This window comes from Neobacillus oceani, from assembly GCF_046237595.1.
Classification (GTDB): Bacteria; Bacillota; Bacilli; order Bacillales; family Cytobacillaceae; genus Bacillus_D; species Bacillus_D oceani.
This window is the reverse complement of record NZ_CP143543.1, coordinates 272,707-297,343: the sequence shown is the minus strand read 5'-3', so window position 1 is coordinate 297,343 and position 24,637 is coordinate 272,707. Positions and strand designations below refer to the sequence as shown.

Here is a 24,637-nt window from a genome sequence, read left to right as displayed (position 1 = left end):
TTCTTCTTGGTTACTTCTTCTTAACATTATCCAGTTTTCAAGGAACAAACTTTGCCCGAAAGGGCAGAGTCAAAAAAAGCTTTGAAGGATTGCTCCCTCAAAACTAAACAAACAAGCGGCCAACTTACGGACCAAGGTCCGCATTCCGATTGCCCTAAAGGCAATATCCTTAGAAAGGAGGTGATCCAGCCGCACCTTCCGATACGGCTACCTTGTTACGACTTCACCCCAGTCATCTGTCCCACCTTAGGCGGCTGGCTCCTTACGGTTACCCCACCGACTTCGGGTGTTACAAACTCCCGTGGTGTGACGGGCGGTGTGTACAAGGCCCGGGAACGTATTCACCGCGGCATGCTGATCCGCGATTACTAGCGATTCCGGCTTCATGCAGGCGAGTTGCAGCCTGCAATCCGAACTGAGAATGGTTTTATGGGATTGGCTCCACCTCGCGGCTTCGCTGCCCTTTGTACCATCCATTGTAGCACGTGTGTAGCCCAGGTCATAAGGGGCATGATGATTTGACGTCATCCCCACCTTCCTCCGGTTTGTCACCGGCAGTCACCTTAGAGTGCCCAACTGAATGCTGGCAACTAAGATCAAGGGTTGCGCTCGTTGCGGGACTTAACCCAACATCTCACGACACGAGCTGACGACAACCATGCACCACCTGTCACTCTGTCCCCCGAAGGGGAACGTCCTGTCTCCAGGAGTGTCAGAGGATGTCAAGACCTGGTAAGGTTCTTCGCGTTGCTTCGAATTAAACCACATGCTCCACCGCTTGTGCGGGCCCCCGTCAATTCCTTTGAGTTTCAGCCTTGCGGCCGTACTCCCCAGGCGGAGTGCTTAATGCGTTTGCTGCAGCACTAAAGGGCGGAAACCCTCTAACACTTAGCACTCATCGTTTACGGCGTGGACTACCAGGGTATCTAATCCTGTTCGCTCCCCACGCTTTCGCGCCTCAGCGTCAGTTACAGACCAGAGAGCCGCCTTCGCCACTGGTGTTCCTCCACATCTCTACGCATTTCACCGCTACACGTGGAATTCCGCTCTCCTCTTCTGCACTCAAGCCCCCCAGTTTCCAATGACCCTCCACGGTTGAGCCGTGGGCTTTCACATCAGACTTAAGAGGCCGCCTGCGCGCGCTTTACGCCCAATAATTCCGGACAACGCTTGCCACCTACGTATTACCGCGGCTGCTGGCACGTAGTTAGCCGTGGCTTTCTGGTCAGGTACCGTCAAGGTACCGGCAGTTACTCCGGTACTTGTTCTTCCCTGACAACAGAGCTTTACGACCCGAAGGCCTTCTTCGCTCACGCGGCGTTGCTCCGTCAGACTTTCGTCCATTGCGGAAGATTCCCTACTGCTGCCTCCCGTAGGAGTCTGGGCCGTGTCTCAGTCCCAGTGTGGCCGATCACCCTCTCAGGTCGGCTACGCATCGTCGCCTTGGTGGGCCATTACCCCACCAACTAGCTAATGCGCCGCGGGCCCATCTGTAAGTGACAGCCGAAACCGTCTTTCAGCTTTCCAACATGTGTTGGAAAGGATTATCCGGTATTAGCTCCGGTTTCCCGAAGTTATCCCAGTCTTACAGGCAGGTTGCCCACGTGTTACTCACCCGTCCGCCGCTAAAGTTCCAAAAGCAAGCTTTTGAAACTTCCGCTCGACTTGCATGTATTAGGCACGCCGCCAGCGTTCGTCCTGAGCCAGGATCAAACTCTCCAAAAAAGAGTATGAGTTTAGCTCATAAAGTTACGTTGGCTAGTGATCCGAAGATCACTATATTATTGTTTGTTGACGCTTGTTTGTTTAGTTTTCAAGGAACAATATTAATTAAGACAACTATTCTAGTATAACTTTTTCAAAGTGCTTTGTCAACAACTTTTTTCAAAACCTTAATAGCTTTTAATGTTTGCTGATTAAGCAACTTTCTTAGTATACCTCGCAACCAACCGACTGTCAACCATTTATTTTTCACAAAACAGTAAACAGCGATAGCCGCTTCGGTGTTTTATAATAATATCACCATGCTTTGCATTCGTCAACAAAGTTTATGTTGGCAATTTATTCCTATTACTTTCCCACTACCGTTCTTTCTCTGCTTCCTTCTATTGTATATCCGTGCATTCAAAAAGGATTGGCCGCACGGGCCAATCCTTTTCCAGAGTCCCTATTCTGTAAGGAACATAAAATATAGAAGGAAGATGACGAAAAACACATACATGATTGGATGGATATCTTTCCTGCGGCCAGCTACTAGCATGGTGATCGGATAGAAGATGAAGCCTGCCGCAATTCCTGTTGCAATACTATAAGATAGTGGCATTGTAATGATTGTCAGGAACGAAGGAACAGCGATTTCAAACCGTTTCCAATCAATATTCCCAATGGAAGATACCATCAGGACGCCGACAATGATCAAGGCTGGCGCTGTTACCGGCGCTGTTACGATGGATAGCAGCGGATAAAAGAAGAGCGCCAAGATAAAGCAGAGTGCGGTAATCAGCGCGGCAAATCCGGATCTGGCACCAGATGCAACCCCGGCACTTGATTCGATGTAAGACGTTGTCGTGGATGTGCCAAAAACGGATCCAACCATTGAAGCAATCGAATCGGCAAACAGAGCACGGCCAGCACGGGGAAGCTTGTTATCTTTCATCAAGCCTGCCTGGTTGGCGACTGCCACAAGCGTACCCGCGTTATCAAAGAAATCAACGAAAAGGAAAGTCAGGATTATACCGAGCATCGCAGCTGTATAAAACGAACTATCATTAAAGGAAGTGAACAAAGCCCCGAATGTCGGCTCAAGGCTCGGAACCTTCTCGACAATTTTCGCAGGAGGATCAATGAGATTAAAGGCAATACCTACAATTACGGTAACGATCATTCCATAAAAGACCGCCCCCTTGATGCCCCTAGTCATCATAATAACGGTAATCAACAGCCCAAAGATCGCCAAAAGTGTTTCGGGATTCCCCAAGTGGCCAAGGCCAACGAGTGTTGCATCATTTTTAACAATGATTTTTGCGTTTATTAAACCAACGAAGGTGATGAACAATCCGATACCGGCACCAACCGCATATTTGAGTTCAACCGGTATGGCATTGATCAGTTTTTCACGCCACCCCGAAATGGTCAACAATAGGAAGAAAACACTTGAAATGAATACAGCGGCTAAAGCGTGCTGCCACGAAGCTCCGTGCCCAAGGACAACCGAATAGGCAAAAAACGCATTAAGGCCCATCCCAGGAGCGAGAGCTATCGGGTATTTTCCGATCAAGCCCATGATAATCGAACCTACAGCAGCTGCAAGGGCAGTTGCAACAAATACCGCTCCATGGTTCATTCGGACTTCATCAGGAAGCCCATCCACATTTTGAAGTGTTAATATCAGCGGGTTGACTACAAGAATGTAAGCCATTGCCAAGAAGGTAGTTAGCCCGCCGATAATTTCGCGGCGATAATTCGTTCCAAGCTCCTCAAACATAAAATACTTCTTCATATAAATCCCCCTAGATATTTGGTTGGCTTTTCACAAGCTCTCTCTCTAGTTTCAGAAATACAAAAGCGCCCCGGCACAAGTTGCCGGAGCGCTGACATGAAGCATGCATAAATAAACGGACGGAAAAAGCCCTTTATTCTTACACACTTCGTAGTCAAGCTATTTACGGCAGCTCGGTAGAAACTTCTGGGCCATATCCCCAGTATTATACGAAGCAAAAGAAAATATACATAATCATTACGTTGTCATTTTAACAGCTGCAAATCCCAACGTCAACATAAAATACGAACGTTCGACATTTTTTCTTGTTTTTCGTTCGACAATTTCTTTTTTATTCCCACTCGATTGTAGCAGGCGGCTTGGAAGTAATGTCATACACGACGCGGTTCACATGCGGAACTTCATTTACAATCCTTGTTGAAATGGTTTCAAGTACATCCCATGGAATACGGGCCCAATCCGAAGTCATCCCGTCAATGGAGGTAACGGCCCGAATGCCGATTGTGTAGTCGTATGTCCTTGTATCTCCCATAACCCCGACGCTGCGGATATTCGGAAGAACAGTGAAGTATTGCCAGATTTCACGCTCGAGTCCCGCATTTCGAATTTCCTCACGTAAAATCGCATCGGATTCACGTACAATTTCCAGCTTGTCCTCTGTAATTTCGCCAAGGACACGGATGCCGAGTCCCGGGCCAGGGAACGGCTGCCTCCAGACAATTTCATCCGGTATGCCAAGCTCTGTGCCCAATGCGCGTACTTCATCCTTAAAGAGGGTACTTAGCGGCTCGATAAGCTTAAACTGCATATCCTCCGGGAGGCCGCCGACATTATGGTGCGATTTGATTGTTTGGGCAGTTGCTGTTCCACTTTCGATGATATCCGTATAAAGGGTTCCTTGTGCGAGGAACTCAATGCCCTCAAGTTTATGCGATTCATCATCGAACACATAGATGAATTCATTACCGATAATTTTTCGCTTTTGCTCGGGATCTGAAACGCCACGGAGCTTCTCCATAAAGCGATCACGCGCGTCCACTTTAATCACATTCATATGGAAACCGTCGGCAAAAGTTTTGACAACCTGCTCGGCCTCGCCTTTTCTCAGCAGACCATGGTCAACAAAAATACAGGTAAGCTGGTCTCCAATCGCTTTATGGATAAGAACTGCGACTACCGAGGAATCAACACCGCCGCTTAGTGCGCAAAGGACTTTTTTGTCGCCGACTGTCTGGCGGATTTTTCCCATTTCGATTTCAATAAAGTTCTCCATCGACCAGTTGCCGCTGCAGCCGCAGACTCCGAGGACAAAGTTCTTCAGCAATTCATTCCCATGGACGGAATGGCGTACTTCCGGATGGAATTGGACGCCATATAATTTTCTGCTTTCATCGCTCATGGAGGAAATTGGGCATGAAGGACTGTCTGCATCCGCCGTGAAACCAGACGGAACTGCGGTAACGAGGTCGCCATGGCTCATCCAGACGACCTGGCTTTCAGGCAAGCCTTTGAATAAAGCTGTTTCATTTAAGACAGCGATTGCCGCCTTGCCATACTCTCGGTTTTTGGCCTTTTCGACTTTTCCGCCGAAATGGACGGCCATCAGCTGCATGCCATAGCAAATTCCGAGTACAGGAAGGCCGAGTTCAAATATTCTCTCATCACAACGGAACGAATTTTCATCGTACACACTGTTCGGGCCTCCGGAGAAAATAATCCCCTTCGGATTCATCGCCTTGATTTCTTCCGCTGTAATGGTATGCGGATGCAGTTCACTGTACACGCCAAATTCCCGGATCCTTCTCGTAATCAATTGGTTGTACTGGCTCCCGAAATCGAGAACCACAATCAATTCCTGTTCATGAAGTTCTGTTTTACCAGACAAGTTCTCCACCTCTTTCTCATCTATTAGTATACACATAAAGCTTTTTCGCAATAAAAAAAATCGGACTTGCCCCTTTTCCACAAAAAAGAAGGCAGAATTCCGATTTTTAAGCAAAACAACTCCCGAAATTGCTGCCTTCATAGTCAGGCCATTTACGGCGGCCCGGTAGAAACTTTCGATCCATATTATCGAGGATATATGAAGGGTTTGTACAGATTCGTTATTTTATTATCTTTAGATTTTACCTGTACGCAATTTACTGGTCAAGAGATTGTTTTTTTAATTAAATTTTCCCACAATTGTTTTGTTTCCTGCCACGTTCCTTCAGGCATTTCCCTTCTGTAAAGGAAATGTTCGTACTTTGATGTAAGCTTCCCCATTTCCTTTGTCGAGAAGAAGGAATCTACATAGCCCGCGTAATTCCTAAGCGTCTGTCCGTCCTTCCTCGGCAGGCCGTACCGCTGCAGCTGCTTCAAAAGAGTTAGATATGCTTTTCCGAATTGCTCGTCTTTGCGGGTGAGCTTGTATCTGTATATTAAATAATACGGAAGCCACCTTCCACGCTTGCTGTATGCGGCCCATATCAAGGCAATCAAGGTTGAGACGGCGGCGGCAAGCTTTTTCCATTCATTTTTGAAAAATAGTTTAATTTCCTTCAAAACATTTGTTTCCGTTTTTTGCTGGTTCGGGATTGGGTCAATCTCTTCCAGTTTATTTGGGCGATCCGGCTGGTTCGGGTCATTTTGCGAAGAACCAGGTGTAACTGGATTGCTTGAAGGGTTGTTTGTCGTTTCATAATCGATTTGAATATTATTTGAAAAGCCTTTTGTTGGCTCAAACGGAATCCATCCCAAATTCGGGAAGAACACTTCGACCCAGGAATGGGCATTGTTGTTGGTTACTTCATAAAGCTTTTTCTTTGAGTCCCCATCACCGAATGACTTCAGCTCCCCGTGCGTATACCCCTTTACCCACCGGGCCGGAATGTCTAGGCTCCTGAGCATGACGACCATTGAAGTCGAAAAATTATCGCAGTATCCCGTTTTTGTATCGAACAGGAACTGGTCGACATAGTCTTCATTATTACGCGGTACCGCAACATTTTTCTGGTCATACGTAAATTCGCTGCGGTCGAAATAATTCTCGATGGCCCTTGCTTTGTCATACCAGTTTGTCTTTTCTCCAGCTATCTCTTTAGCAAGTTCCTTTACCCGTAACGGCAGCGATTCCGGCAGCTGTGTATAACGCTTAATAAATTCCTCATCGGCTCCGCCATAATCCGAACCATCCGCCCATCTCAATTCATCCAATTTAAATGCGGGCTCATCGTAAATAAAACTATATTTTTCAAGGATGGCCGGCTCGTTCCACGGTTCCATCGCCTGGATTTTTTCTGTAGCGGTATTGAGGCGGAAGGTCACCTGCCCACTCGCCATTATTTTTTTGATTCCCAAAGGATAGACGAGGTGAGGATATTTTAAATACGTAAAAACTCTCGAAATATATTCCGTTTTCTTCACACTCTCCGGATATCCCTCAAGGGGAACCGGGTCATCGTAAGTAAAGCCGATGCCCCCATTTACTATTTCGGACAGAATCCACCCTTTCCCGGTATAGACATCCTTCGTCTCCACACGCCAATAATGGCGTCTTTCAGAATCCGCCCGGAAGACAATCGTGTTATCCGGTAAAAAAGGGCCTCCGAGCCGGGAATCATTCTCCCCGTACCCGATTCTCGAAACGCCGCCTGTCCCGCTTCCGGCATTTTCATTCAACGATTTTAAAAATGGCACAGGATCAGGCCATACCGGGGCGGCTTTTGGAGCGGCAAAGCCCACTGCTGTGCTGAAAGCGATCATCCCCGCCAGCGCAACCGCCCATTTCCGGGTATGCCTATTTCCTTGTCTGGACGGTTCACTGCCTATAAGACGGAAAAATGTCAGCATCCCCATAACGGCGAATCCGGCAATCACTGTCCTGACAATCGCCCCATCCCCTTTATATGTTGTGAACGTATCCAGGACCGTGATATAGATAATTGTCATTAGGAAAAACACAAAAATCCGGCGCTTATTCAACAGCCAATATTGAATTAGGTAAACCATGAGCCACAGAAGGATGAAGAATAAAATGGTCCGGAAGACATTGGTCAGCTGCTGGTAATCCTGGCTAAAAAGAAGGCCAACATTCACCTTTATATCAGCGGACAAATCCCCCAGCCAACCGGCACTGAAAAAACCGCCATCAAAATAAAACCTGTAAATGGCATATAAGATATAAAAGCCTTTAATAAAAAATTGCAGTATTCTCCCAAGTTGGAAAATGGATGATGCAAACGCGATGACCAGGAAGATAATGAAGACTTCAATATTATCCGTATCTGTCAGTTCATCAAGCGGCCTGAGCCATTCCCAAATGAGCAGGAAACCAAATCCGTAGAGAAGCAAAGCGCTCAAGTCAAGTTTAGCCCTCTTTTCATTCATCGCAGGCTCACCTCCGAGAATGCCGAATCAAATTGGTTCTCATGCACAAGTATGACCCGTACACCGCGGGTGGTCCCCATCGCTTTCAAAGCCAGTTCCTCATTTGTCGGGGATTCCTTTTCATCTTTAATCAAAAACACCGTGACCATCCCCTTCTTATGGCCAAGCATGCCCGCTTTCTCAATCAATGTCCTTGTAAGGTTTGAGGTTACAACCATCATCGTCATATTCTGGCCCGAAAAAAATGTTTCCGCCTCGAGAACGGTATCAAGCGCCACTGGACAGGCCGGCTGCACTTTTGCCAGATGGTAAAAGATTTGCTGAAGCTGGGTTTCCCCTCCCCTGACCGGGAACGCTATCCTTTCTTTGCTGACCGAAAGCAACCCCGCCTGCGCCCCTTTTTTCAAAATGGCCCTGGAAATCGAAGCTGTAAAGGAAACGATTCCTTCAAAACGGCGGTCCGGGACACAATCCATCACAATAAGCACGTCGTGTGACTGCTTTTGCTCAAATTCCTTTGTCATGATTTCATTCCGTTTTGCCGAAGCTTTCCAATTAATCCATGAAAAGCGGTCGCCCGGCTGATAATCCCTGACTCCGATTGCCATCGTCGTATCCCGCTGGACCCTTTCTCTAGAGGCGGCGGCTCCCTGGTCATAATGATTTTCAAAAGGGCGGTATACTAACTCCGTGTAAGCCGGATACACAAGTATTTTGTCTTCCGAATCAGAGTTTTGTTCCTTTTCAATCAGGCCAAGCAAGTCCCCGGTTTTGAGCTTTATTGCCTGGAACGTATGCTCGCCGCGGGGCAATTCATCAATTGTATAGTCAAATACGATTTCCTTTGAAAATCCCGCAAAAAGCAAAGCTTTGGTTTTCTCTTTTGGGACGGCATGCCTCAACGAACCGCCAATCTGTTCCTCTGCAAGCAGGTAGAAGAGCGGGAATGCCCTTTCCCTTTTTAAAATGGTACGTACTTTCAACGGCTCGCCCGCAACAAATTCATGCTTTGGCAATCGCCTTTCCGCTTTAATGCCATCCTGGACCGGATAAAAAGCTACAGCAAGCGAATAGGCGGCGAAAGGAAGAAAACTGTAGAATAGAAACCAGCTGACAAATCCCCCCTGAAACATTGCGTAGCTGAACGCAATGGCGATTAGAAGGATTAGGATAACCAGCTTCCACATATGTTTAATTGCGCGAAATTTTTCTTTCATTTACTTCACAAGCCTTTGAACCGGCACCGGCACCCTGGCGACAATCCGGCTGATGATTTCCTCAGCAGTTATGCCTTCGAATTTCGCTTCCGATTTAAGGATGATCCTGTGGGAAAGGACATATGGAGCCAGGTATTGGATATCATCCGGAAGGACAAAGTCACGTCCGCATATAAAGGCGTATGCCTGTGCCGCCTTCATGAGGCCGATGGAGCCGCGCGGGCTTGCCCCAAGATAGACGTTTTCGTGGATTCTTGTCCGATTGGAAATATCCACGATATAACGCTTGATTGTATCCTCAACAAACACATTCTTAATTTCATATTGGAGCGCCCTTAGTTCTTCAAGGCTGACAACTGGCTCCAGTTCTTCGATTGGAGGAGTTTTTTGCGCACGGTTCAGGACTTCCATTTCTTCATGAACTTCCGGATACCCCATTTTCATTTTAAGCAGGAAGCGGTCTAGCTGTGCTTCCGGGAGCGGATAGGTTCCTTCATATTCAATCGGATTCTGGGTCGCCATAACGAAAAATGGTTTCTCAAGCCGATGGGTAACACCGTCGATGGTGACGCTGCTTTCCTCCATTCCTTCTAGTAGGGCGGACTGGGTTTTCGGCGATGTCCGGTTAATTTCATCCGCGAGGATAATATTGCCCATAATCGGCCCCGGCCGGAATTGGAATTCCATTTCTTTCGGATTATAGATTGATACGCCCGTCACGTCCGATGGCAGCAAGTCAGGAGTGAATTGAATCCTCCTGAATGTGGCTCCAACCGATTTTGCTAATGCCCGGACCATCATCGTTTTCCCTACCCCGGGCACATCCTCAAGCAGGACATGGCCCTCTGCAAGCAAAGCAACAAGGCTCAATTCGGCGACCTTCCTTTTCCCAGTCATGACTTTCTCAATATTTGCCAATATTCTTTCAATATTAAGATTCATAATATCACGCGACATTTTCTTCCTCCCGCTTTCTTAGATTGAAGTTTCTCAGACTCTATAGTAAGTTTAACATATAATAACAATTCTATATATTCTGTCAAATACCTGTATTCTAACTAAATATGTTAGAAACCCCGTCATTATTTGACGAAAACGAATGGTAAAAAGTTTCAAATAATTTAAAAAAAGTTAAAGAATTTGTAGGAGATAAATAGAATGGATCTGATAGTCGATAATATGAGTGAGCATTATGCCTCTCAAATTGTATGCTGGAATTATGAACCTCCGTATGATTTTTACAACAGCTCCGCATCTCCTGAAGGAATAAAGGAGCTAATGGAACAACCCTATTACGCTGTATTGGACCCGTATGGCGAACTGATTGGATTTTTCTGTATAGGAGAGTCGGCACAGGTGCCGGCTGGAAAAAAATTCGGAGCTTATTTAGAAGGCTTCATCGATATTGGCCTTGGAATGAAACCAGAGTTAACCGGGAAAGGATTAGGCTTTACCTTCTTTTCACGCATCCTTGACTATGTGTACTGTTCGGTGCCGGGTATTCCCTTACGCCTAACCGTAGCGTCTTTTAATGAAAGGGCTGTCGGCCTTTACCGAAAGGCGGGGTTCGAGGAATTGATGCGTTTTTATAGGGGCCCGGTTGAATTTATCGTCATGACAAAAAATTAGGATGCTCTCGGCGGGACTAAATTTTTTTCTTTAAGCCCGGTGTCCCTTGTGGAGTTTTCCGCAAATCTGTAAGATAAAGGTAACAGAAAATATGGACGCATGCGGGAATGAATAAGATAAAAAAGGGGGGAAACTCTTGAAAACTTCCACGATTTTGAAGTGGGTTACAGGTGGCCTCGAGGCGTTACTGGGAATTCCTGTCCTCGGCGGCCTTATCATTCTTTCGACAGCCTGGACGCCTTTATTTATTATGGCCATCCTGCATATTGTCACGATTGTCTTTGCGGTACAGGAGCATGAGACTAAAGCCGGGAATATCCTTGGCCTTGTCACTTCGTTGATAGGATGGATTCCTATCGTCGGCATGATCATGCACATGATTTCAGCCGTTGTCATCCTGATTGATGCCTACAGGGCAAATACGAGAACCTACCATCAGCATTATTAAAATAAACCAGGCTGCCCGGCAATCCCCTGGCAGCCTGGTTCGTTTATTTTTTATGTTCTGGGTCCCCATCCCTTTATTTCTGTGAGACATTTTCTTCATAAATACTGTCGATTTGCTTTAAAGTCGTATCCAAATCCTGTTTGGTGGACTGAATGAGTGTTTTCTCCAATTCATCTACAAGCTCAATCTCCTTGTTAAAAAATACCTTTGCCCGCTCAAAGATTTCATAGTTTTGTTTATTTGTAATTTTTGCCTGCATATCCAGTTCCACGAGAGAAAACTGGACTAAATACTGTTCTTGGCGGATTTTTGCTCTCCATTCATTCGTAAGTCCATAAATATCGAGCATTTGATTATTCGATTTGGTCAGCGCATTTAGCGATTCTTTACTCTTCCAATTAATCCAATCCAATGACTCTTGAATTGATTTTTGGAACTCATTCTGAAGCTGGTCCTGGTTTTGAACATTCTTATATACGCCGCCAGCTGCTTTTGCAATGCTCTGCAGCTGCTGGGCGTCTTTGGCATTCACGTCAAACCCGATAATATTCACAACCGGGTCAATTCCGGAAGCCTTCAGGTTTTCAGCGGCTGATACTGGGTTGCCTTCACATGTTTCAATTCCGTCACTCACAACGTAAATGATGTTTTTATTCTCCTTGCCTTTGTAGGCTGCAAGGTCATTTTGGGCAGCTTTGATTGCCTCGGCAAGAGGCGTCCACCCGGCTGGCTTGAATTTTCCAAGCGCAGTGTCAAGTTCGGTTGCATTGAAGGATTGCGGGCTGTAAACCAGCTCATTGGAACCACAGGAAAGCTGTTTATCTTTCTCGGCCCCTGTTCCTTTATGCCCATACACACGGAGGCTGATATTGGCTTCCTTCGGCAGGGATGCGGCGAACTTACGAATTGCTTCCTTGGCCAGCTCCATCCGGGTTTTTGATCCCATTTTATTTGCCATGCTTCCGCTGGAATCGAGAATTATTTCAACATTATATGCCCTTTTTTCTCCCGGGGCATCCTGGGAAGCCGGCATCGTACCAACCTGCAGGGCCTTTAACACTTCCCTCGGGTCCTCATAATCCCGCTTATAAAGAGAATACAGATACTTGATGAGAGTATCGTATTGTTCCATATCCGCATTTTCAGGGATATTCGGAACTGTACTTAATTCAGCTTTAATCTCCTGATCCAAGTCCTGGGCTTTTTTGGCTGAAAATTTCCCGGCAGGATACTTGAGGGCTTCTTCAAGATTGGCAGGTAGTTCGGGAACATCTGAACCAAACTCACTATCCTTTACATCTGGCTGTTTGGGGGTTTCTTTTTCCTCCGCTTTTACCGTCTGTTCTTCCTTGGCCGGTTTTTTGGCTTCTTTCTTTTCCTGCTGGCAGCCAGTTAATACTATGAAACAAAGCATAAAAGCAGCTAACTTAAAGTAGTGTTTATTCATTAAATCTCCCCAACAAACGAATAAACCTTCGAGGGCCGAATCTACCTGTCGAAGGCTTCGTATTTTTTTTCGATGGCAACAAGCTGGAAGCGGGCGTGAATGAAGCCCACGACAATGAGCGCAACGATGAATATGATAGGGGCTGCGATATGTGCGCCAATTGTCTGGGTGGAAATATAGCCAATCATTGCTCCTCCACCGCTTCCGATGAATCCGATCAAGATGATCATTTTGCCTAATTTAGTCTTTGGAGAATGAAGTTCATCCAAAAATCTTTCGGCAAATTTATGGCTTAATACAATCGCTATCAGCATCAGTAATAGCAATAGTATACTTGGAAGGAATTTGCCGTATGCCCTGGAGATGGTCAGCGCCAAGAAAATCATAGTGGAATCAATGAATAGCAACATGACTCCAAACCGCCAGTTCAAATAATATTGGAGGTTCTTCACTTTGGTGATTACAGAGGCGGCAACCAACACCGAGCTGGCGATGATGCCTACTATTACAGCAGTATCACTTTTCTCCGGATAGAACATAAAGGAAAAAATACTTATGAGAGGGAGAATTACAGATGGGATGACATTGTTCGCAAGCGGGTCCTCCCAATACGGTCCTAAGTTCATTTCGTCACCTCCAGAAATGGTCACTTTCAGCTTTTTCAAGTTACTGGTTTTTTGAAAATATTTTATTCATTATTCCATCTTATTTATTTTATATTGCAAGTACCAAATGGTGAGAAAAAAGGTCAAGATGCCATTAATTGATTCATCCTCCATCTTTTCCATCAGCACTTCTCTTATTCTAAAAGAATACCAGATTATGCACGAAACCCCAAAGACAGTAATTAAGTGATCGATATACTCATAAAGCATGATGGCAATTTCATTTAGGAAGAACGGTCCAATCGTAAAAACCAGCGCGGAAACAGAATACAAAATCAATACGAGCCACGGAACCCATTTATGTATGATTTTTTTCCCCGCGAACCTGTTTACCTCAACCCGCCTGTTCAGCAGCCAATAAGGGAAATAGATACCAAAGGTCAAGATGCTTAAGAGAACAGTCAGCCAGGCGGGAGTCGTGCGGATACGCGGCCTTAAAAAACTCCCTGGATAAAGTTCCTCGTTTTCCACCGATGGATAAGAGTTTAATGCCATGCACTAGCCCCCTCTCGTTTCTTTTTCTTACTATTAAAAATCAAGGCACCCAGGTTGCAGAACATAATGGCCAATACGAGAGAGAGTCCAAAAATGTCGGGAGTGAAAATCATGTCTCCCGCCACGAGAAGGACCATGAAAAAATAATTGAATAAACAAACACCAGCTCCCGTAATCGTGGCTGCCACATAAGGGGTTGCTTCCCCAGCCCAGGCACTGAGCAGCCCGGCGGCTATATACGTAACCGCCAGGCAAACCATTACCCCGAAAAGATTATTTAAAATCGGAAGATAAAACGCAACATAACCAAAACCAGCTGAAAGGAATATTCCTGTACAAATCGCGAGAAACAACCTAGATAAAACCATAAAAAACCTCCTGAACTGCGTAGGGTGTTGGAGCAGGGCTGCAATTAACCACCAAACCAGCCCTTCACCATCGACCAGCCTTTTTTCGCCAAGGAAACCCCTTTGTCTAATCCTTTTTTCACATTTGTACGGACAAAATCTTTCACTTTTCTGCCCACATTGGTTTCAAGCGCAAATCCTATGGCTATTCCTGCTAAAGCACCAATAATCGTTCCCACAACGGGCACCGAAGAACCAATCGCTGCACCAGCTATCATGGTTCCTATGGCGGAACCCGCTGCGGCAGCACCGACGCTAAAAGCGGTTTCCGTAATGGCTGTCGCTGCAAAATCGGTATTCCCAAAGCCATGCTGCTTATAGGCACCATAGATGGCAAAACCACTATTGATTGCCCATCCGCCCCCTTTAGCAAGCCTGTGCTTAAAAGGCAGACCCCGGGTTTACATAATGGTTGTTTGGCGGAAGCACCCTTAATTCTTTCTTCCCTGGCAGCAGATTAAATGTCTTTTTGACAGAGGCATCCTTCACCTTTTTGCCGTTTCGGCCTATTTGCAACAGGAAATTTTGAACAGGCACGGACGCTTTTTTATACCAGGGAGCATTGGCCGGAACCGTCAATTTGTTCGTTCCAGTTACTAGGTAGTTTGTCGTTTGACCTGTCGCGCCGTCTATGACTCTAAGCAAACGATGGCCATTTTGATAAGCTAATAAACTGGTTGCCGATGTGAAACCGATTCCTGCAATTTTACCGGCATAAAATTGCCAGCCCTGTAGTTTGCTCTGTTGATAGGGGCTGTTGGGGCCAAATTCAGGTATTCCTGGAGCCCCTGGTTCCTGGCCGGGAATCCCTTCAGGACCATCGCCATTTTGCCCCGGCGTCCACGGGCCTGTGTTTCCACCCGGAGTGCCGTTAGGATTGCTTGGGTCCTGGCTACCCGGTCCGGTTCCTCCAGGATTGTTTGGATCCTGGCCACCTGGTCCGTTTCCTCCAGGATTGTTTGCATTCTGGCCACCTGGTCCGTTTCCTTCAGGATTTTTGCCTGAATTACCTTCCCATGTTTCGCCTTCCCATGTTTCCCCTTCCCATGTTTCGCCTTCCCACGGGTTTCCTTCCCAAGGGGTACCTTCCCACGGGTTCCCTTTCCAAGGCTTCACTTCAGCAAAAGTAGCCACCGGCATCATTCCAATAGCCCAAATTAAGCAAATGGACAATACAGCAGCAATCCTTCTCAGGCGCTTGTGCACAACATAACCTCCAATCCTTTTCTGTATTTTATTTTATTGGGCTTAAATGTCTGGCTGTCCAACTATGCAGGAAAAAGCTTGAAACCATCGAGAATCAAGCTTCCTTATTTCTCTTTTCCTTAATTTGGGTCAAGTTGTTTTTCCGAATGAATGGCAGGGCTACCCCGACCACTACAGCCGTAATGGGGATACCGCCGTCCCCTCCCAGCCATTCCAAAAGCGAGACTGGTACATAAATGGCACAGAAAAAAATCATCAGGAACAAATAAAACCTTTTCCAGCTTTTTTCCGATTTCATCTCGCCTCTTCACTCCTTTTAATGAATTGAGGCTTCATATCCTTCGTATCCAGGAAACTTTTCAAGAAATTTCACTTCTGGGCCGGCTGATTCCTGGAAAAGCTTTTCCTTTAAATCACCGAAAAACTTCCCATATGCTGTCCCTTCCACCGTATTGGACGCTTTAACATGAATCTGGTTATCCTTGATGAACATCTTAGCCTCGGAGGTATTGCCGCCATTGGCCAGTATTGTTTCCCTAACAGCATCTTGCATTTCGCTTAAGGCATATGGCAGTTCTGCTTCTATTTTCGGTTTCAAGAAAATTCTCCCTTGTGGCTTTTCCAGTTCCTCTGTTACAACCTGGTCAATCGCTTCAAGACGGATTTCATTGTTGCTGAATTTGGAAAAGCGTGGGTTACTGTTTAAATCCAGTATTCTATTATCCACTTTTTCTTCGATGGTTTCTAAAATAACTGGCACAGGCAAAGGTACAGGGGCAGGCACATCCGAATGGTCCTTGATTTTTTCCCAAACCCTGTTGTAGAGAACAGAGGTTGCGGCAAGGCTTGCCTGCTGTGCAGTCGTGTTGGCCTGTTCCTTTACGGCGAACACCTGGGCAAGGTTGAAGACAAAGACGAACATGATCATCATGATTCCAATCATCCCCATCAGGAAAAGGGCTGTATTGCCGTCCTCCTGCCTGAGCAGTTCTTTTACCCTGTTCATTTGATCACCCGGCCTGTGGCTTCAGTTGTGTAGGTAACAGAAGGAGTCGTGCCGCCAAACAACTTCTTCGGAAGGAACACGAGCCTAATATCGACATTCACCTTGGCTGTAAATTTCGGATCATAATCTCCCGTTCCTTCAATTGGCGATCCCGAAAGGCTCAAATACCCGCTTGCAGTCGAGACGATATTCTCAGCCGCTTTGCTCGCTTCCACAGCATCTTCTGTAACGGAATAGACTTTTGCCGCTTCATTGACAGCCGATTGGGCAACAACCACCCCATGAACGCCAACAATCATCTGCCACATAACGGATAGGACGACAATGACAATCGGCAAGATCCCGAGGAACTCAACGGTCGCGGATCCCCTATCTTCTTTCAGGATGCTGGCTGCCCGGCTTGGATTTATCGATTCTCTAATGACGCTAGTGAGCTTCAGGAGCAAGTTGATGCCCCTCCTTCCAGGACAGATAGTAGTAAGCGACCCAAATGCTGAGGAATGGGAAAAGGATGAGATTCAAAAGCATTTGCACAGTGATTTGGGCGAGCAGTGAGGCTGTGACGGAATAAATCAGATACATTCCGATCCAACCGATGATAATTTCCACAAGGGAAATCAACAAAATAATGAAAAGCAGCGGAAAGAATTTTTTCTTCGCAAAAGCGAACGAAGGCTTGATTGATTTCCAAATTGACTTGCCGCTCAAAATGGCTTCATAGGGAGCCATAAAGAAAAAAACCAGCAGAATGAGGCCCGGAATGATAAAGAACAAAGTCCCTACCGTTGCCGCTAAAGAAACAGCAATAGCAAATAGGAAAATGGAAAAGGCAGTAGTAATGAATACATAATAAATATGCCTATATTTATACTCGCCTTCCTCGGCATAGATCTTTACCATCTCGATGAACGGAACCTGCGCAATCGTCAGGACTGACAAAGTGAGGAAGATGTAATAAAAGTCAGCAATCGCTGACGTAAATTCGTCAAACACAAAAAAGTAAACAATATTATTCAAAAACCAAATGCCCAGCAAAAGCGGCAAGACGATGGTAAGGGAGAGCAGCAGCACTCCCTCGAACCTTCCTGTATATAACCTGAACGCATCTTTGAATGAAAGAATCATCTTAAATCCTTCTCCTCAACTGCCGCTTTCTTGTCTTTAAACTTCTTGCCATTCAGCTTCTTCTGAAGCCTCCGGTTTTCTTTATAAATTTCTTCTTGTTCGAACGATCGCAGACACATGTAGGCATAACCTTTCTAGGAACCTTTTATTTTTTTCTGCAAAATCAAGTAACATAAATTCTGGCGTTGTTGCTCAATAGAAGTCAGGAGAACCAGGATTTCAATTTCCTCCATCCATTTTTTGCTTTATTCGCCAGATTCCCAGGAGCATTTTTGATTGTATTCCAGTGTTTCACTACATTCCCTCCTGCCCATAGGGCAGCCCCGGCAGAAATTAATGCACCCCCAACGACCTGTCCGCCAGGAAACACGGCAATACCTGTCCCTACAGTCTTCAGAAATTCACCTGAACTCTGGTTCAAACTGGAACCCGCCGTTAGTTTTTCTGCTGAGTTTTTCGCTTTTTGTAAATCCCAAATGTTTTTTCCTGTATCGATTCCAGAAAATCCTGCACTTACAGCAGAAGAGACAACATTTAACTTTCCTAAAGGCGCTAGATTCTTAAATTGAGCTGCTCGATTAAAAGCTTGTTGTCCTGCCGTTAGGATTTGGCCTCTTATTGCTGCTAGGTTGGTGTCTTTGAATTTATTAATAACATCCTGGGGGTTCGCTAATCCCAGCGCAACTTTGTTAAGCTCAACTCCATAGGCGGTATTTGCATTATTTAAGTTAGTTTTGTAATCCAAGAAAGTCTTTGGCACATCGAGTCCAGCAGGTCCCGCTTCGAGAAAGTCTATATCTTTAGCGGAAAATTTATAAGAGGATTTTAATAGTTCCAGATAAAAATCCTTTGATTGGGGACTTGATTTCTTTAAATTAGAAAAATCGATTTGTTGTTCCTTCATTAGTAAATAAGAGCCAGAGCCGACGTCTTTTATGCCGAATTTGAACCAGTCATACCCACTGTAAGGGCCTTCACCATTCTTGCCTGAAGGATTTGGCAGTGTATATGGCATGAATCCGGCATTATTCCTATCCACATAAGGAATAGGGGCATACCCTGTGTTGGCCCCTCCGGGATTGTTAGGAGACACATTCCAGCTGTTTCCGGACCATCCGCCGCCAGTTCCCGGAATATTGCCTTGCCATCCATTTACGTTCCAACCATTAGATGTCCAACCGTTGGCGGTCCATCCGTTTGCATTCCAGCCATTGGCTGTCCAACTGGCAGCAGTCCATCCATTTGCGTTCCAGCCATTAGCTGCCCAGCTGTCAGCAGTCCATCCGTTTGCGTTCCAGCCATTAGCCGCCCAGCTGTCAGCAGTCCATCCATTTGCGTTCCAGCCGTTAGCTGTCCAGCTGTCGCTACTCCATCCATTTCCATTCCAACCATTAGCTGTCCAGCCCTCTGCTGACCATGGGTCAAGATACCATGGGGTGCTGGACCAATCTGTACCAGCCCAAGGGTTCCCAGGATCTGTAGGATTCCCAGTCCATGAATTCCCTTTTGTACCTTGCCCCTCCCACGGGTTACCCTCCCATTTCAGTTCGCTTCCACTCCAGGGATTTCCCTTCCACGGGTCCCCTGTCCAAGGATTCCCGCTCCACGGTTTGATGGTGGCCGCTAGGATTGGAACGGAAAACGATTGGAAGATCACGATAGCTATCGCAAAAATGGCAGCCAGTTTACCTATTAGCTTTTTTTGCACTGTCCTCCCCACTTTCACCACATGTGCAGTAAATTACATAGAAGTCTTCACTTTTGTGTTTTTCCTTAAAAAGAACAATCCAGTTGATTTCTAACTGCAAACCTCAAAAACATACCCCAACAGGCTTCCTTCCCGATCATTTTCTTAGTAGAACTGTAACTTGAATCGTCCACGGGGGAGGAAAGCAGAAAAGGATTGGAAAGGAACGATGTGGCCAGACAGCTCCGCCACACGGCCACATCGAAATCCTTCTATTTGAGTGCTGGTTCGGTATTTCTAATTAATTTGTTTCATAAGTTCCTCGGATCGGGTCAAATTGGAATTTTGGAGGTTTCCCTCAAGTTCATGCTTGGGATTGATTTCGCCAATTGGTCAATCTGATTCCCCACTTATGACAATTCATTGGCTTACTCACTAACAAGCTTCCGATCTTCAAAAATCCCCTGATAAATTCTACTTATCAGTTTGTGTTAGTTTGATATTTTTCTTCAATCATCTTTTTGGCATCTTCAAAAGAATTTTCCCGGAAGGAGTTAAAATCGTTTTCCATCTCCTTCTGAGTTTCTTCCATTAGGCTCGTTATTTTATTCTTTTTGGACAACAGACTTTGCTTTTGCTCGTTCGTGATATATCCTTCGACAAAGGCATTCGTAATTATATAGTCCAAATTATTGCTTTGATTAAGTCCTGCGAAGTACCAATCATTTGTAAAACTTAATGCCTCAAAGTATTGGTTTACGTTCTTCGCTTCAGCTTCACTTAGTGCGTTTTGCTTCCACTGCTTCCAACGCTCAATTACTTCTTTCGCTCGGTCAAATTCTTGGTTGAGCTGTTCAGGATTATTAACGGACGTGTACATTCCCTCTGAAGCTTTTGCCACTTCTTTAAGCTGCTCCTGACCTTTATTGTCAACGTCGAAGCCAATGACATTTATGATTGGCTGAATATTCGTATTCTTTAAATCTTTTGCTGCCTGGACAGGGTCTCCATCACATGTTTCAATGCCGTCACTCACAAGAAAAATCAAATTGGAGTTTTTAGTGGCATCCTTTCCTTTAAAAGAATCTTTTGCGGCTATGAGAGATCCAGCAACTGGGGTCCAACCCGATGGCTGAAATTTATTCAGCGCTCCATCAAACTTAGAGCTGTTGTAGGTTGCGAATCCATACACTTGTTCAATACTGCTGCAGGAAAGCTTCTTGTCTTTGTCATCTCCCGTGCCTTTATGGCCGTAAACTGTTAATGAAACTTGCGCCTCCTCAGGTAGGGAAGAAACAAAATTTTTGATGGCAGCCTTAGCTAACTTCATTTTGGATGTGCCATTTATTTCCTGAGCCATTGATCCGCTGGAGTCCAGGATGATTTGGACATTATAATTTTCTTTGAACTGATATTTACTGTCAGGAATGTCCGGGTTCCCAAAAGAAACAAATTCCCATTTTTTAAGGACTTCATTAGGGTCAGGCAAATCTTCACTTACAAGTGAGTAATAATATTGGAATAGCTTTGCCAACTCTTCTTCTGATGCGGACTTAGGAATCTTACCTATCTTCTCAAGATCTTCTTTAAGCTTTGGCAAGTTTTCATCGGAACTGACTCCCTGGCCTGCATATTTTCCAGCAGGCTGATTGAATAAGTCCTTAGAAGCCTCAGGTATAGGGGGAAGGTCTTTTAATGCCTCTTCCTTCGACTCTTCTTCTATCTCCGATTTTTTTTCTTCCTTCGTCTGTTCTGCAGTTTTCTGTGATTCCTTGCCCTTGACATCTCCCGCTTCTTTATCAGAACAACCCGTTAAAATCAATAGCAGGGAAAAGAGTACTGTCAGTAACATTTTCAATTTTAAGAACCCCTTTTTATTAAACATTCAGCATACTAACAATCTATAATCTTCCGCTGCTTCGTCTTCCTTTCGCACAGGAAGATTCTTCGATATGCGATTGATTTACTCCCCGCCTCCGATTTGTTTAATCATACCTTTAAACTTGTTCAACACTTCATTTCCAAAGGTAGTATCTTTTCCGAACGCAGTCGAAATCAGGCCCACCACGATGACGACAACCGCTGCAATACCGATCCATTCCAGCGTCTGGGAACCGCGCTCGTTGCGCACCATTCTGTCAATCTTTGTTGTTGCCGCTACGTACCATTGTGTTAGTTTTTTCATTTTCATTACCTCCATATAATTAAAAATTAAATAATTTAAAAATGCTGTTTTCTCCATAAATCAAGTTCAAAAGCATCAATCCCGCGATCATTAAGATGGAGACAGGCGCTACTACAAATGTGGTAACCAAGGTTACTTTCGGGGATGCTTTAGCAGCAAGCTCCTTCACTTGCTCTTCGCGAAGCTGCCTCATGTCCTCCGCTTGAACCTTAAAGGTCGTCGCAATAGGCACTCCGAGCTTCAAGCCTTGCAAAAGTGACTTAATGAGTGCCTGAAATTCTTGGTTATCGTTTCTTACAAGCAGATTGCGGTAGGCGGTTTCCCTTGGCACCCCAAGATCGATTTCATAGTTGAAACGTGAAAACTCTTCCCTTAACGGTCCGTCGAAGAAGCGGATCACCTCCCTTAAAGCATGATCCAGGCTGACGCCCGCCTGAAGGCTGGTACTAATGGTATCCAGGAAATCTGGCAAATCCCTGCGGAGCGCTTCCTGTCTCTTCTTAGCCTGCTGGCGAATGATAAGGATCGGCAAGAAGTACCCAATGAGCGGATTGAAAATAACCGCATACTGCGAAAACGGAAGTCCAATAATTAAGGAAATCATGCCGGCAAAAAAACCAACAACCAGCAGGAATAACTTCAATCCTTGAAAGCGTTCGACTGTAAGGTGATACGGATTGCCTGACTTACGGATCCACTCCGCCACATCGGCATTCTCGCTGAAAAAGTTGATTCGCTGGCCCAGGTCCGAAAATTCATCGGCGTATTTCGTCATCTTCTGAAACCAGACTGCCCGCCTGTTTTTCTTCTTCGCCTTCTTTTCGAAGGCATCTGTGTAAGTGACGTCCGAAATGTGTTCGATCAGCACTCTTTTCTCCCGGATGTACAAGGAGTAGTGTCGGAGAGAGAGCCCAAACATGAGCCAAAACAGAATGACAGCTAATATGATGTATGCATCCATAATTTACACCCTAATGTTCGTGATTTTTCTGATCAGGACAAAGGAGATCAGCAGCCCTGCCAGAAAGAGGACTAAAATGATCAATCCCGGTCCGGTCCAAAGGGGATCCGTGAAACCTTCGATGATGTTGTTCATCATGAGCAGGATGAAAATGGGCATCGCCGGGATAATGAGCGAGATGTAGCGCTGCTCTGAGGTCATTGTTTTGATGGTCTGTGCCAGTACTTTCCGATCTTCAAGCGTATGTCCCATTGATTCAAGCGTAGCTGCCAGGTTTCCGCCTGTCTTTTTCTGAATCAGGATAGTGGCAATAAAAAGCTGAAATTCCCTTGACTTGTTCCGCTTTTGGACACTCCTTAATGCGGTTTCAATCGGAACGCCCAGTTTAAGCTCGTTCACAATCCTACTAAATTCCGATCCGGCAGGCGCGGGTACTTCCCTGGCGACTATTTCGAGCCCCTGGTTGATAGTCAGGCCTGATCTCGCCGCATTGCCGAGCAAACGGCATATTTCTGCAAGCTGCTCGTTGAAGCGCTCTTCATATTTATTTTTCCGAATGAAAAACAACAAGTAATGAGAGATGTATAAAATCAGCAGCGAAACAAGCAGACTGACAAACGGCGGGACATGAAAGATGTTGAAAAGCAAAACAAACAGGGCAAGGAAACCTAAGATGTGAACACCGACATACTCTGATGGGAGAAGGGCCACATTGGCGTTCTGCAGTTTTTGCGCAAGCGGCTCTGCCGATTGGGATTGGTCGAACTTGTCGCCGAGAACACTGATTTTACTTTTCCTTCTCTCTTCAGGAAACCACTGATTGACCCGTTGTTTCCACTCCCTTTGCTGGGAGCGGTAGCCTAGAAAGAAGTAGCCCCCCCATAATCCAAGCAGGACGGCAAGGCTATAAAGTATAGCTATGCTTGTGGTCAATGCCTGCACCTCCTTTCGGATCGAAAATGCTGTCATCAAGATTGATTCCGTATACACGAAGCTTATCCAGGCATCTTGGGCGAATCCCGGTAGCTGTATGCATTCCGAGCACTTTGCCCCCTTCCCCAATTCCTGTTCTCCTAAATTCAAAAATTTGGCGGACTTCGACTTTTCCTGCCTCATTTACAAAGACTTCCGCGATATTCGTAATTCTCCGGGAACCATCGCTCAATCGTTCTGCCTGGATGATGAAATCAAGCGCACCGACAATGTATTCACGAATAATATGTATTGGCAGATCCATCCCAGCCATGACAACCATCCCCTCGACACGGTTGATGGCATCCTGTGGCGAGTTGGCATGAACAGTGGTCAGGGAACCTTCATGTCCAGTGTTCATTGCCTGAAGCATGTCAAAGGCTTCCGCGCCTCGGACCTCCCCGACGATGATACGATCCGGTCTCATCCGCAGGGCATTTTTGACCAGTTGGCGGATCGTCACTTCCCCAGTGCCCTCTACGTTCGGAGGGCGGGCCTCCATCCCTACCACGCTTGCGCGATTGAGCCGAAGCTCTGCGGAATCTTCAATCGTGATAACACGCTCATGAACGGGAATGGCTTTTGCCACTGCATTGAGCAGGGTGGTTTTCCCGCTTCCTGTTCCTCCTGAAATCAAAATGCTCATTTTCGCTTCCACAATGGCCTGAAGGAAAATGGACATCTCTTCAGTAAAAGATCCGAAATCCATTAAATCCTTCATTTCAAAAGGCGTTTTTCGAAATTTCCGGATTGATATGAGCGTACCGTTCAGGCTGATGGGTGGGATGACGGCATTGACACGGCTTCCGTCTGGCAGCCTTGCGTCTACCATAGGAGAGCTTTCATCGACTCGGCGTCCAAGCGGAGCAACCACCCGATCGATAATATGCCGCACATGAGATTCATCCCGAAAGGATACATCCGACCTCTCGAGCCGACCATTCCTCTCAATAAAAACTTCTTTTGGGCCATTTACCAAAATCTCAGTAATGCTGTCGTCATTCAAAAGGGCTTCAAGCGGGCCAAAGCCAACGCTTTCATCAATCAGGCGCGACAGCAGTGTTTCCTTTTCATGGCGGGGGATGACGACCTTTTCCTCAGCCATGAACTGGTTAATCAGCCGTTCAATCTGAAGGCGTTTTTCCCCTTCCGTCAGGCTTGTTAAATGTTCGAGGTTGGTTTCAGTCAAAAGCCTCGTCTTGTAATGCTCTACCAATTCGTCGATATAAGGATTCACATAGGATTCCACGACTTCCGGTACCGCCTCAAGCCTTGGTTTGGCTGTAGATTTTCTTTGGAAAAGCGACATCATCACACCTC

Annotated in this window: 25 protein-coding genes, 1 rRNA gene and 2 riboswitches; of the genes, 3 read left to right on the top strand and 23 right to left on the bottom strand. The window is 45.8% G+C overall.

Annotated elements, in window-relative coordinates:
* Positions 1 to 173: 173 nt before the first annotated feature.
* The 6 genes from V1499_RS01635 to V1499_RS01610 all read right to left on the bottom strand — a co-directional run bounded on the left by V1499_RS01635 (position 174) and on the right by V1499_RS01610 (position 10,041).
* Positions 174 to 1,725, bottom strand: a 16S ribosomal RNA gene (locus V1499_RS01635).
* A gap of 442 nt (positions 1,726 to 2,167) precedes the next feature.
* Complete coding sequence (locus V1499_RS01630; RefSeq protein WP_409273248.1) at positions 2,168 to 3,499, bottom strand: NCS2 family permease; 1,332 nt, start codon at positions 3,497 to 3,499, stop codon at positions 2,168 to 2,170.
* Between the two features lie 131 nt (positions 3,500 to 3,630).
* Positions 3,631 to 3,732, bottom strand: a riboswitch (purine riboswitch).
* Between the two features lie 98 nt (positions 3,733 to 3,830).
* The gene (gene guaA, locus V1499_RS01625) at positions 3,831 to 5,384 is read right to left on the bottom strand and encodes a glutamine-hydrolyzing GMP synthase (RefSeq protein WP_409273247.1); all 1,554 of its coding nucleotides are present in this window, start codon (positions 5,382 to 5,384) and stop codon (positions 3,831 to 3,833) included.
* Between the two features lie 120 nt (positions 5,385 to 5,504).
* Positions 5,505 to 5,606: riboswitch (purine riboswitch) on the bottom strand.
* A gap of 41 nt (positions 5,607 to 5,647) precedes the next feature.
* The gene (locus V1499_RS01620; RefSeq protein ID WP_409273245.1) at positions 5,648 to 7,867 is read right to left on the bottom strand and encodes a DUF3488 and DUF4129 domain-containing transglutaminase family protein; all 2,220 of its coding nucleotides are present in this window, start codon (positions 7,865 to 7,867) and stop codon (positions 5,648 to 5,650) included.
* Entirely contained in the window at positions 7,864 to 9,084 is a 1,221-nt protein-coding gene (locus V1499_RS01615; protein ID WP_409273243.1) for a DUF58 domain-containing protein, read from the bottom strand. Before V1499_RS01615 ends, V1499_RS01620 begins: the two co-directional genes overlap by 4 nt.
* Entirely contained in the window at positions 9,085 to 10,041 is a 957-nt protein-coding gene (locus tag V1499_RS01610; RefSeq protein ID WP_409273242.1) for an AAA family ATPase, read from the bottom strand. It lies immediately after the preceding gene.
* 201 nt (positions 10,042 to 10,242) lie between these two features.
* Between V1499_RS01610 and V1499_RS01605 the strand changes: the two genes are divergently transcribed.
* Both V1499_RS01605 and V1499_RS01600 read left to right on the top strand, forming a co-directional pair.
* Complete coding sequence (locus tag V1499_RS01605; RefSeq protein WP_409273240.1) at positions 10,243 to 10,713, top strand: GNAT family N-acetyltransferase; 471 nt, start codon at positions 10,243 to 10,245, stop codon at positions 10,711 to 10,713.
* A 136-nt stretch (positions 10,714 to 10,849) separates the two neighbouring features.
* The gene (locus V1499_RS01600) at positions 10,850 to 11,161 is read left to right on the top strand and encodes a hypothetical protein (RefSeq protein WP_409273239.1); all 312 of its coding nucleotides are present in this window, start codon (positions 10,850 to 10,852) and stop codon (positions 11,159 to 11,161) included.
* 73 nt (positions 11,162 to 11,234) lie between these two features.
* Here V1499_RS01600 and V1499_RS01595 read toward each other — a convergent pair whose 3' ends face one another.
* The 12 genes from V1499_RS01595 to V1499_RS01540 all read right to left on the bottom strand — a co-directional run bounded on the left by V1499_RS01595 (position 11,235) and on the right by V1499_RS01540 (position 18,904).
* Entirely contained in the window at positions 11,235 to 12,608 is a 1,374-nt protein-coding gene (locus V1499_RS01595; protein WP_409273237.1) for a vWA domain-containing protein, read from the bottom strand.
* 41 nt (positions 12,609 to 12,649) lie between these two features.
* Positions 12,650 to 13,234, bottom strand: a complete 585-nt coding sequence (locus tag V1499_RS01590; RefSeq protein WP_409273236.1) for a hypothetical protein — start codon at positions 13,232 to 13,234, stop codon at positions 12,650 to 12,652.
* A gap of 69 nt (positions 13,235 to 13,303) precedes the next feature.
* Positions 13,304 to 13,768, bottom strand: a complete 465-nt coding sequence (locus V1499_RS01585) for a hypothetical protein (RefSeq protein ID WP_409273235.1) — start codon at positions 13,766 to 13,768, stop codon at positions 13,304 to 13,306.
* Entirely contained in the window at positions 13,759 to 14,136 is a 378-nt protein-coding gene (locus tag V1499_RS01580; RefSeq protein ID WP_409273233.1) for a hypothetical protein, read from the bottom strand. Before V1499_RS01580 ends, V1499_RS01585 begins: the two co-directional genes overlap by 10 nt.
* Positions 14,137 to 14,180: 44 nt before the next feature.
* Entirely contained in the window at positions 14,181 to 14,354 is a 174-nt protein-coding gene (locus V1499_RS01575) for a hypothetical protein (protein WP_409273231.1), read from the bottom strand.
* A gap of 202 nt (positions 14,355 to 14,556) precedes the next feature.
* Positions 14,557 to 15,381, bottom strand: coding sequence for a hypothetical protein (locus V1499_RS01570; RefSeq protein ID WP_409273230.1), 825 nt, complete (start codon positions 15,379 to 15,381; stop codon positions 14,557 to 14,559).
* A 94-nt stretch (positions 15,382 to 15,475) separates the two neighbouring features.
* Positions 15,476 to 15,679: a hypothetical protein gene (locus tag V1499_RS01565; protein WP_409273228.1), complete on the bottom strand. Its 204-nt coding sequence runs from the start codon at positions 15,677 to 15,679 to the stop codon at positions 15,476 to 15,478.
* A gap of 18 nt (positions 15,680 to 15,697) precedes the next feature.
* Positions 15,698 to 16,387, bottom strand: coding sequence for a pilus assembly protein TadG-related protein (locus tag V1499_RS01560; RefSeq protein WP_409273226.1), 690 nt, complete (start codon positions 16,385 to 16,387; stop codon positions 15,698 to 15,700).
* Positions 16,384 to 16,833, bottom strand: a complete 450-nt coding sequence (locus V1499_RS01555; RefSeq protein WP_409273224.1) for a TadE family protein — start codon at positions 16,831 to 16,833, stop codon at positions 16,384 to 16,386. Before V1499_RS01555 ends, V1499_RS01560 begins: the two co-directional genes overlap by 4 nt.
* On the bottom strand, positions 16,814 to 17,512 hold the full coding sequence (locus V1499_RS01550; protein ID WP_409273223.1) for a hypothetical protein: 699 nt from the start codon (positions 17,510 to 17,512) through the stop codon (positions 16,814 to 16,816). Before V1499_RS01550 ends, V1499_RS01555 begins: the two co-directional genes overlap by 20 nt.
* A gap of 202 nt (positions 17,513 to 17,714) precedes the next feature.
* Positions 17,715 to 18,527 carry a hypothetical protein gene (locus tag V1499_RS01545; RefSeq protein WP_409273221.1) on the bottom strand — a complete coding sequence of 271 codons (813 nt, stop codon included), beginning with the start codon at positions 18,525 to 18,527 and terminating at the stop codon, positions 17,715 to 17,717.
* A gap of 137 nt (positions 18,528 to 18,664) precedes the next feature.
* Positions 18,665 to 18,904, bottom strand: a complete 240-nt coding sequence (locus V1499_RS01540) for a hypothetical protein (RefSeq protein ID WP_409273219.1) — start codon at positions 18,902 to 18,904, stop codon at positions 18,665 to 18,667.
* Between the two features lie 511 nt (positions 18,905 to 19,415).
* Here V1499_RS01540 and V1499_RS01535 point away from each other — a divergent pair.
* On the top strand, positions 19,416 to 19,601 hold the full coding sequence (locus tag V1499_RS01535) for a hypothetical protein (RefSeq protein ID WP_409273217.1): 186 nt from the start codon (positions 19,416 to 19,418) through the stop codon (positions 19,599 to 19,601).
* A gap of 79 nt (positions 19,602 to 19,680) precedes the next feature.
* On the opposite strand, the gene V1499_RS01530 is transcribed toward V1499_RS01535, so the two are convergent.
* The 5 genes from V1499_RS01530 to V1499_RS01510 all read right to left on the bottom strand — a co-directional run bounded on the left by V1499_RS01530 (position 19,681) and on the right by V1499_RS01510 (position 24,626).
* Positions 19,681 to 21,051 (bottom strand): vWA domain-containing protein, encoded by a 1,371-nt coding sequence (locus V1499_RS01530; protein WP_409276200.1) that lies wholly within the window; start codon positions 21,049 to 21,051, stop codon positions 19,681 to 19,683.
* Between the two features lie 111 nt (positions 21,052 to 21,162).
* Positions 21,163 to 21,384, bottom strand: a complete 222-nt coding sequence (locus V1499_RS01525; RefSeq protein WP_409273216.1) for a hypothetical protein — start codon at positions 21,382 to 21,384, stop codon at positions 21,163 to 21,165.
* A 19-nt stretch (positions 21,385 to 21,403) separates the two neighbouring features.
* A complete protein-coding gene (locus V1499_RS01520) occupies positions 21,404 to 22,345 on the bottom strand; it encodes a type II secretion system F family protein (RefSeq protein WP_409273214.1) in 942 nt (313 codons plus the stop codon).
* A gap of 3 nt (positions 22,346 to 22,348) precedes the next feature.
* A complete protein-coding gene (locus V1499_RS01515) occupies positions 22,349 to 23,278 on the bottom strand; it encodes a type II secretion system F family protein (protein WP_409273212.1) in 930 nt (309 codons plus the stop codon).
* The gene (locus V1499_RS01510) at positions 23,250 to 24,626 is read right to left on the bottom strand and encodes a CpaF family protein (RefSeq protein ID WP_409273210.1); all 1,377 of its coding nucleotides are present in this window, start codon (positions 24,624 to 24,626) and stop codon (positions 23,250 to 23,252) included. The genes V1499_RS01515 and V1499_RS01510 overlap by 29 nt, the downstream gene beginning before the upstream one ends.
* Between the last annotated feature and the right edge of the window lie 11 nt (positions 24,627 to 24,637).

Coding starts and splice junctions, on each gene's coding strand:
- V1499_RS01630 (WP_409273248.1), bottom strand. CDS start 3,499: ATGAAGAAGTATTTTATGTTTGAGGAGCTTGGAACGAATTATCGCCGC.
- V1499_RS01620 (WP_409273245.1), bottom strand. CDS start 7,867: ATGAATGAAAAGAGGGCTAAACTTGACTTGAGCGCTTTGCTTCTCTAC.
- V1499_RS01615 (WP_409273243.1), bottom strand. CDS start 9,084: ATGAAAGAAAAATTTCGCGCAATTAAACATATGTGGAAGCTGGTTATC.
- V1499_RS01610 (WP_409273242.1), bottom strand. CDS start 10,041: ATGTCGCGTGATATTATGAATCTTAATATTGAAAGAATATTGGCAAAT.
- V1499_RS01605 (WP_409273240.1), top strand. CDS start 10,243: ATGGATCTGATAGTCGATAATATGAGTGAGCATTATGCCTCTCAAATT.
- V1499_RS01595 (WP_409273237.1), bottom strand. CDS start 12,608: ATGAATAAACACTACTTTAAGTTAGCTGCTTTTATGCTTTGTTTCATA.
- V1499_RS01590 (WP_409273236.1), bottom strand. CDS start 13,234: ATGAACTTAGGACCGTATTGGGAGGACCCGCTTGCGAACAATGTCATC.
- V1499_RS01585 (WP_409273235.1), bottom strand. CDS start 13,768: ATGGCATTAAACTCTTATCCATCGGTGGAAAACGAGGAACTTTATCCA.
- V1499_RS01580 (WP_409273233.1), bottom strand. CDS start 14,136: ATGGTTTTATCTAGGTTGTTTCTCGCGATTTGTACAGGAATATTCCTT.
- V1499_RS01565 (WP_409273228.1), bottom strand. CDS start 15,679: ATGAAATCGGAAAAAAGCTGGAAAAGGTTTTATTTGTTCCTGATGATT.
- V1499_RS01560 (WP_409273226.1), bottom strand. CDS start 16,387: ATGAACAGGGTAAAAGAACTGCTCAGGCAGGAGGACGGCAATACAGCC.
- V1499_RS01550 (WP_409273223.1), bottom strand. CDS start 17,512: ATGATTCTTTCATTCAAAGATGCGTTCAGGTTATATACAGGAAGGTTC.
- V1499_RS01545 (WP_409273221.1), bottom strand. CDS start 18,527: ATGCCATATACACTGCCAAATCCTTCAGGCAAGAATGGTGAAGGCCCT.
- V1499_RS01540 (WP_409273219.1), bottom strand. CDS start 18,904: ATGGTTGGAATGGAAATGGATGGAGTAGCGACAGCTGGACAGCTAACG.
- V1499_RS01530 (WP_409276200.1), bottom strand. CDS start 21,051: ATGTTACTGACAGTACTCTTTTCCCTGCTATTGATTTTAACGGGTTGT.
- V1499_RS01525 (WP_409273216.1), bottom strand. CDS start 21,384: ATGAAAAAACTAACACAATGGTACGTAGCGGCAACAACAAAGATTGAC.
- V1499_RS01520 (WP_409273214.1), bottom strand. CDS start 22,345: ATGGATGCATACATCATATTAGCTGTCATTCTGTTTTGGCTCATGTTT.
- V1499_RS01510 (WP_409273210.1), bottom strand. CDS start 24,626: ATGTCGCTTTTCCAAAGAAAATCTACAGCCAAACCAAGGCTTGAGGCG.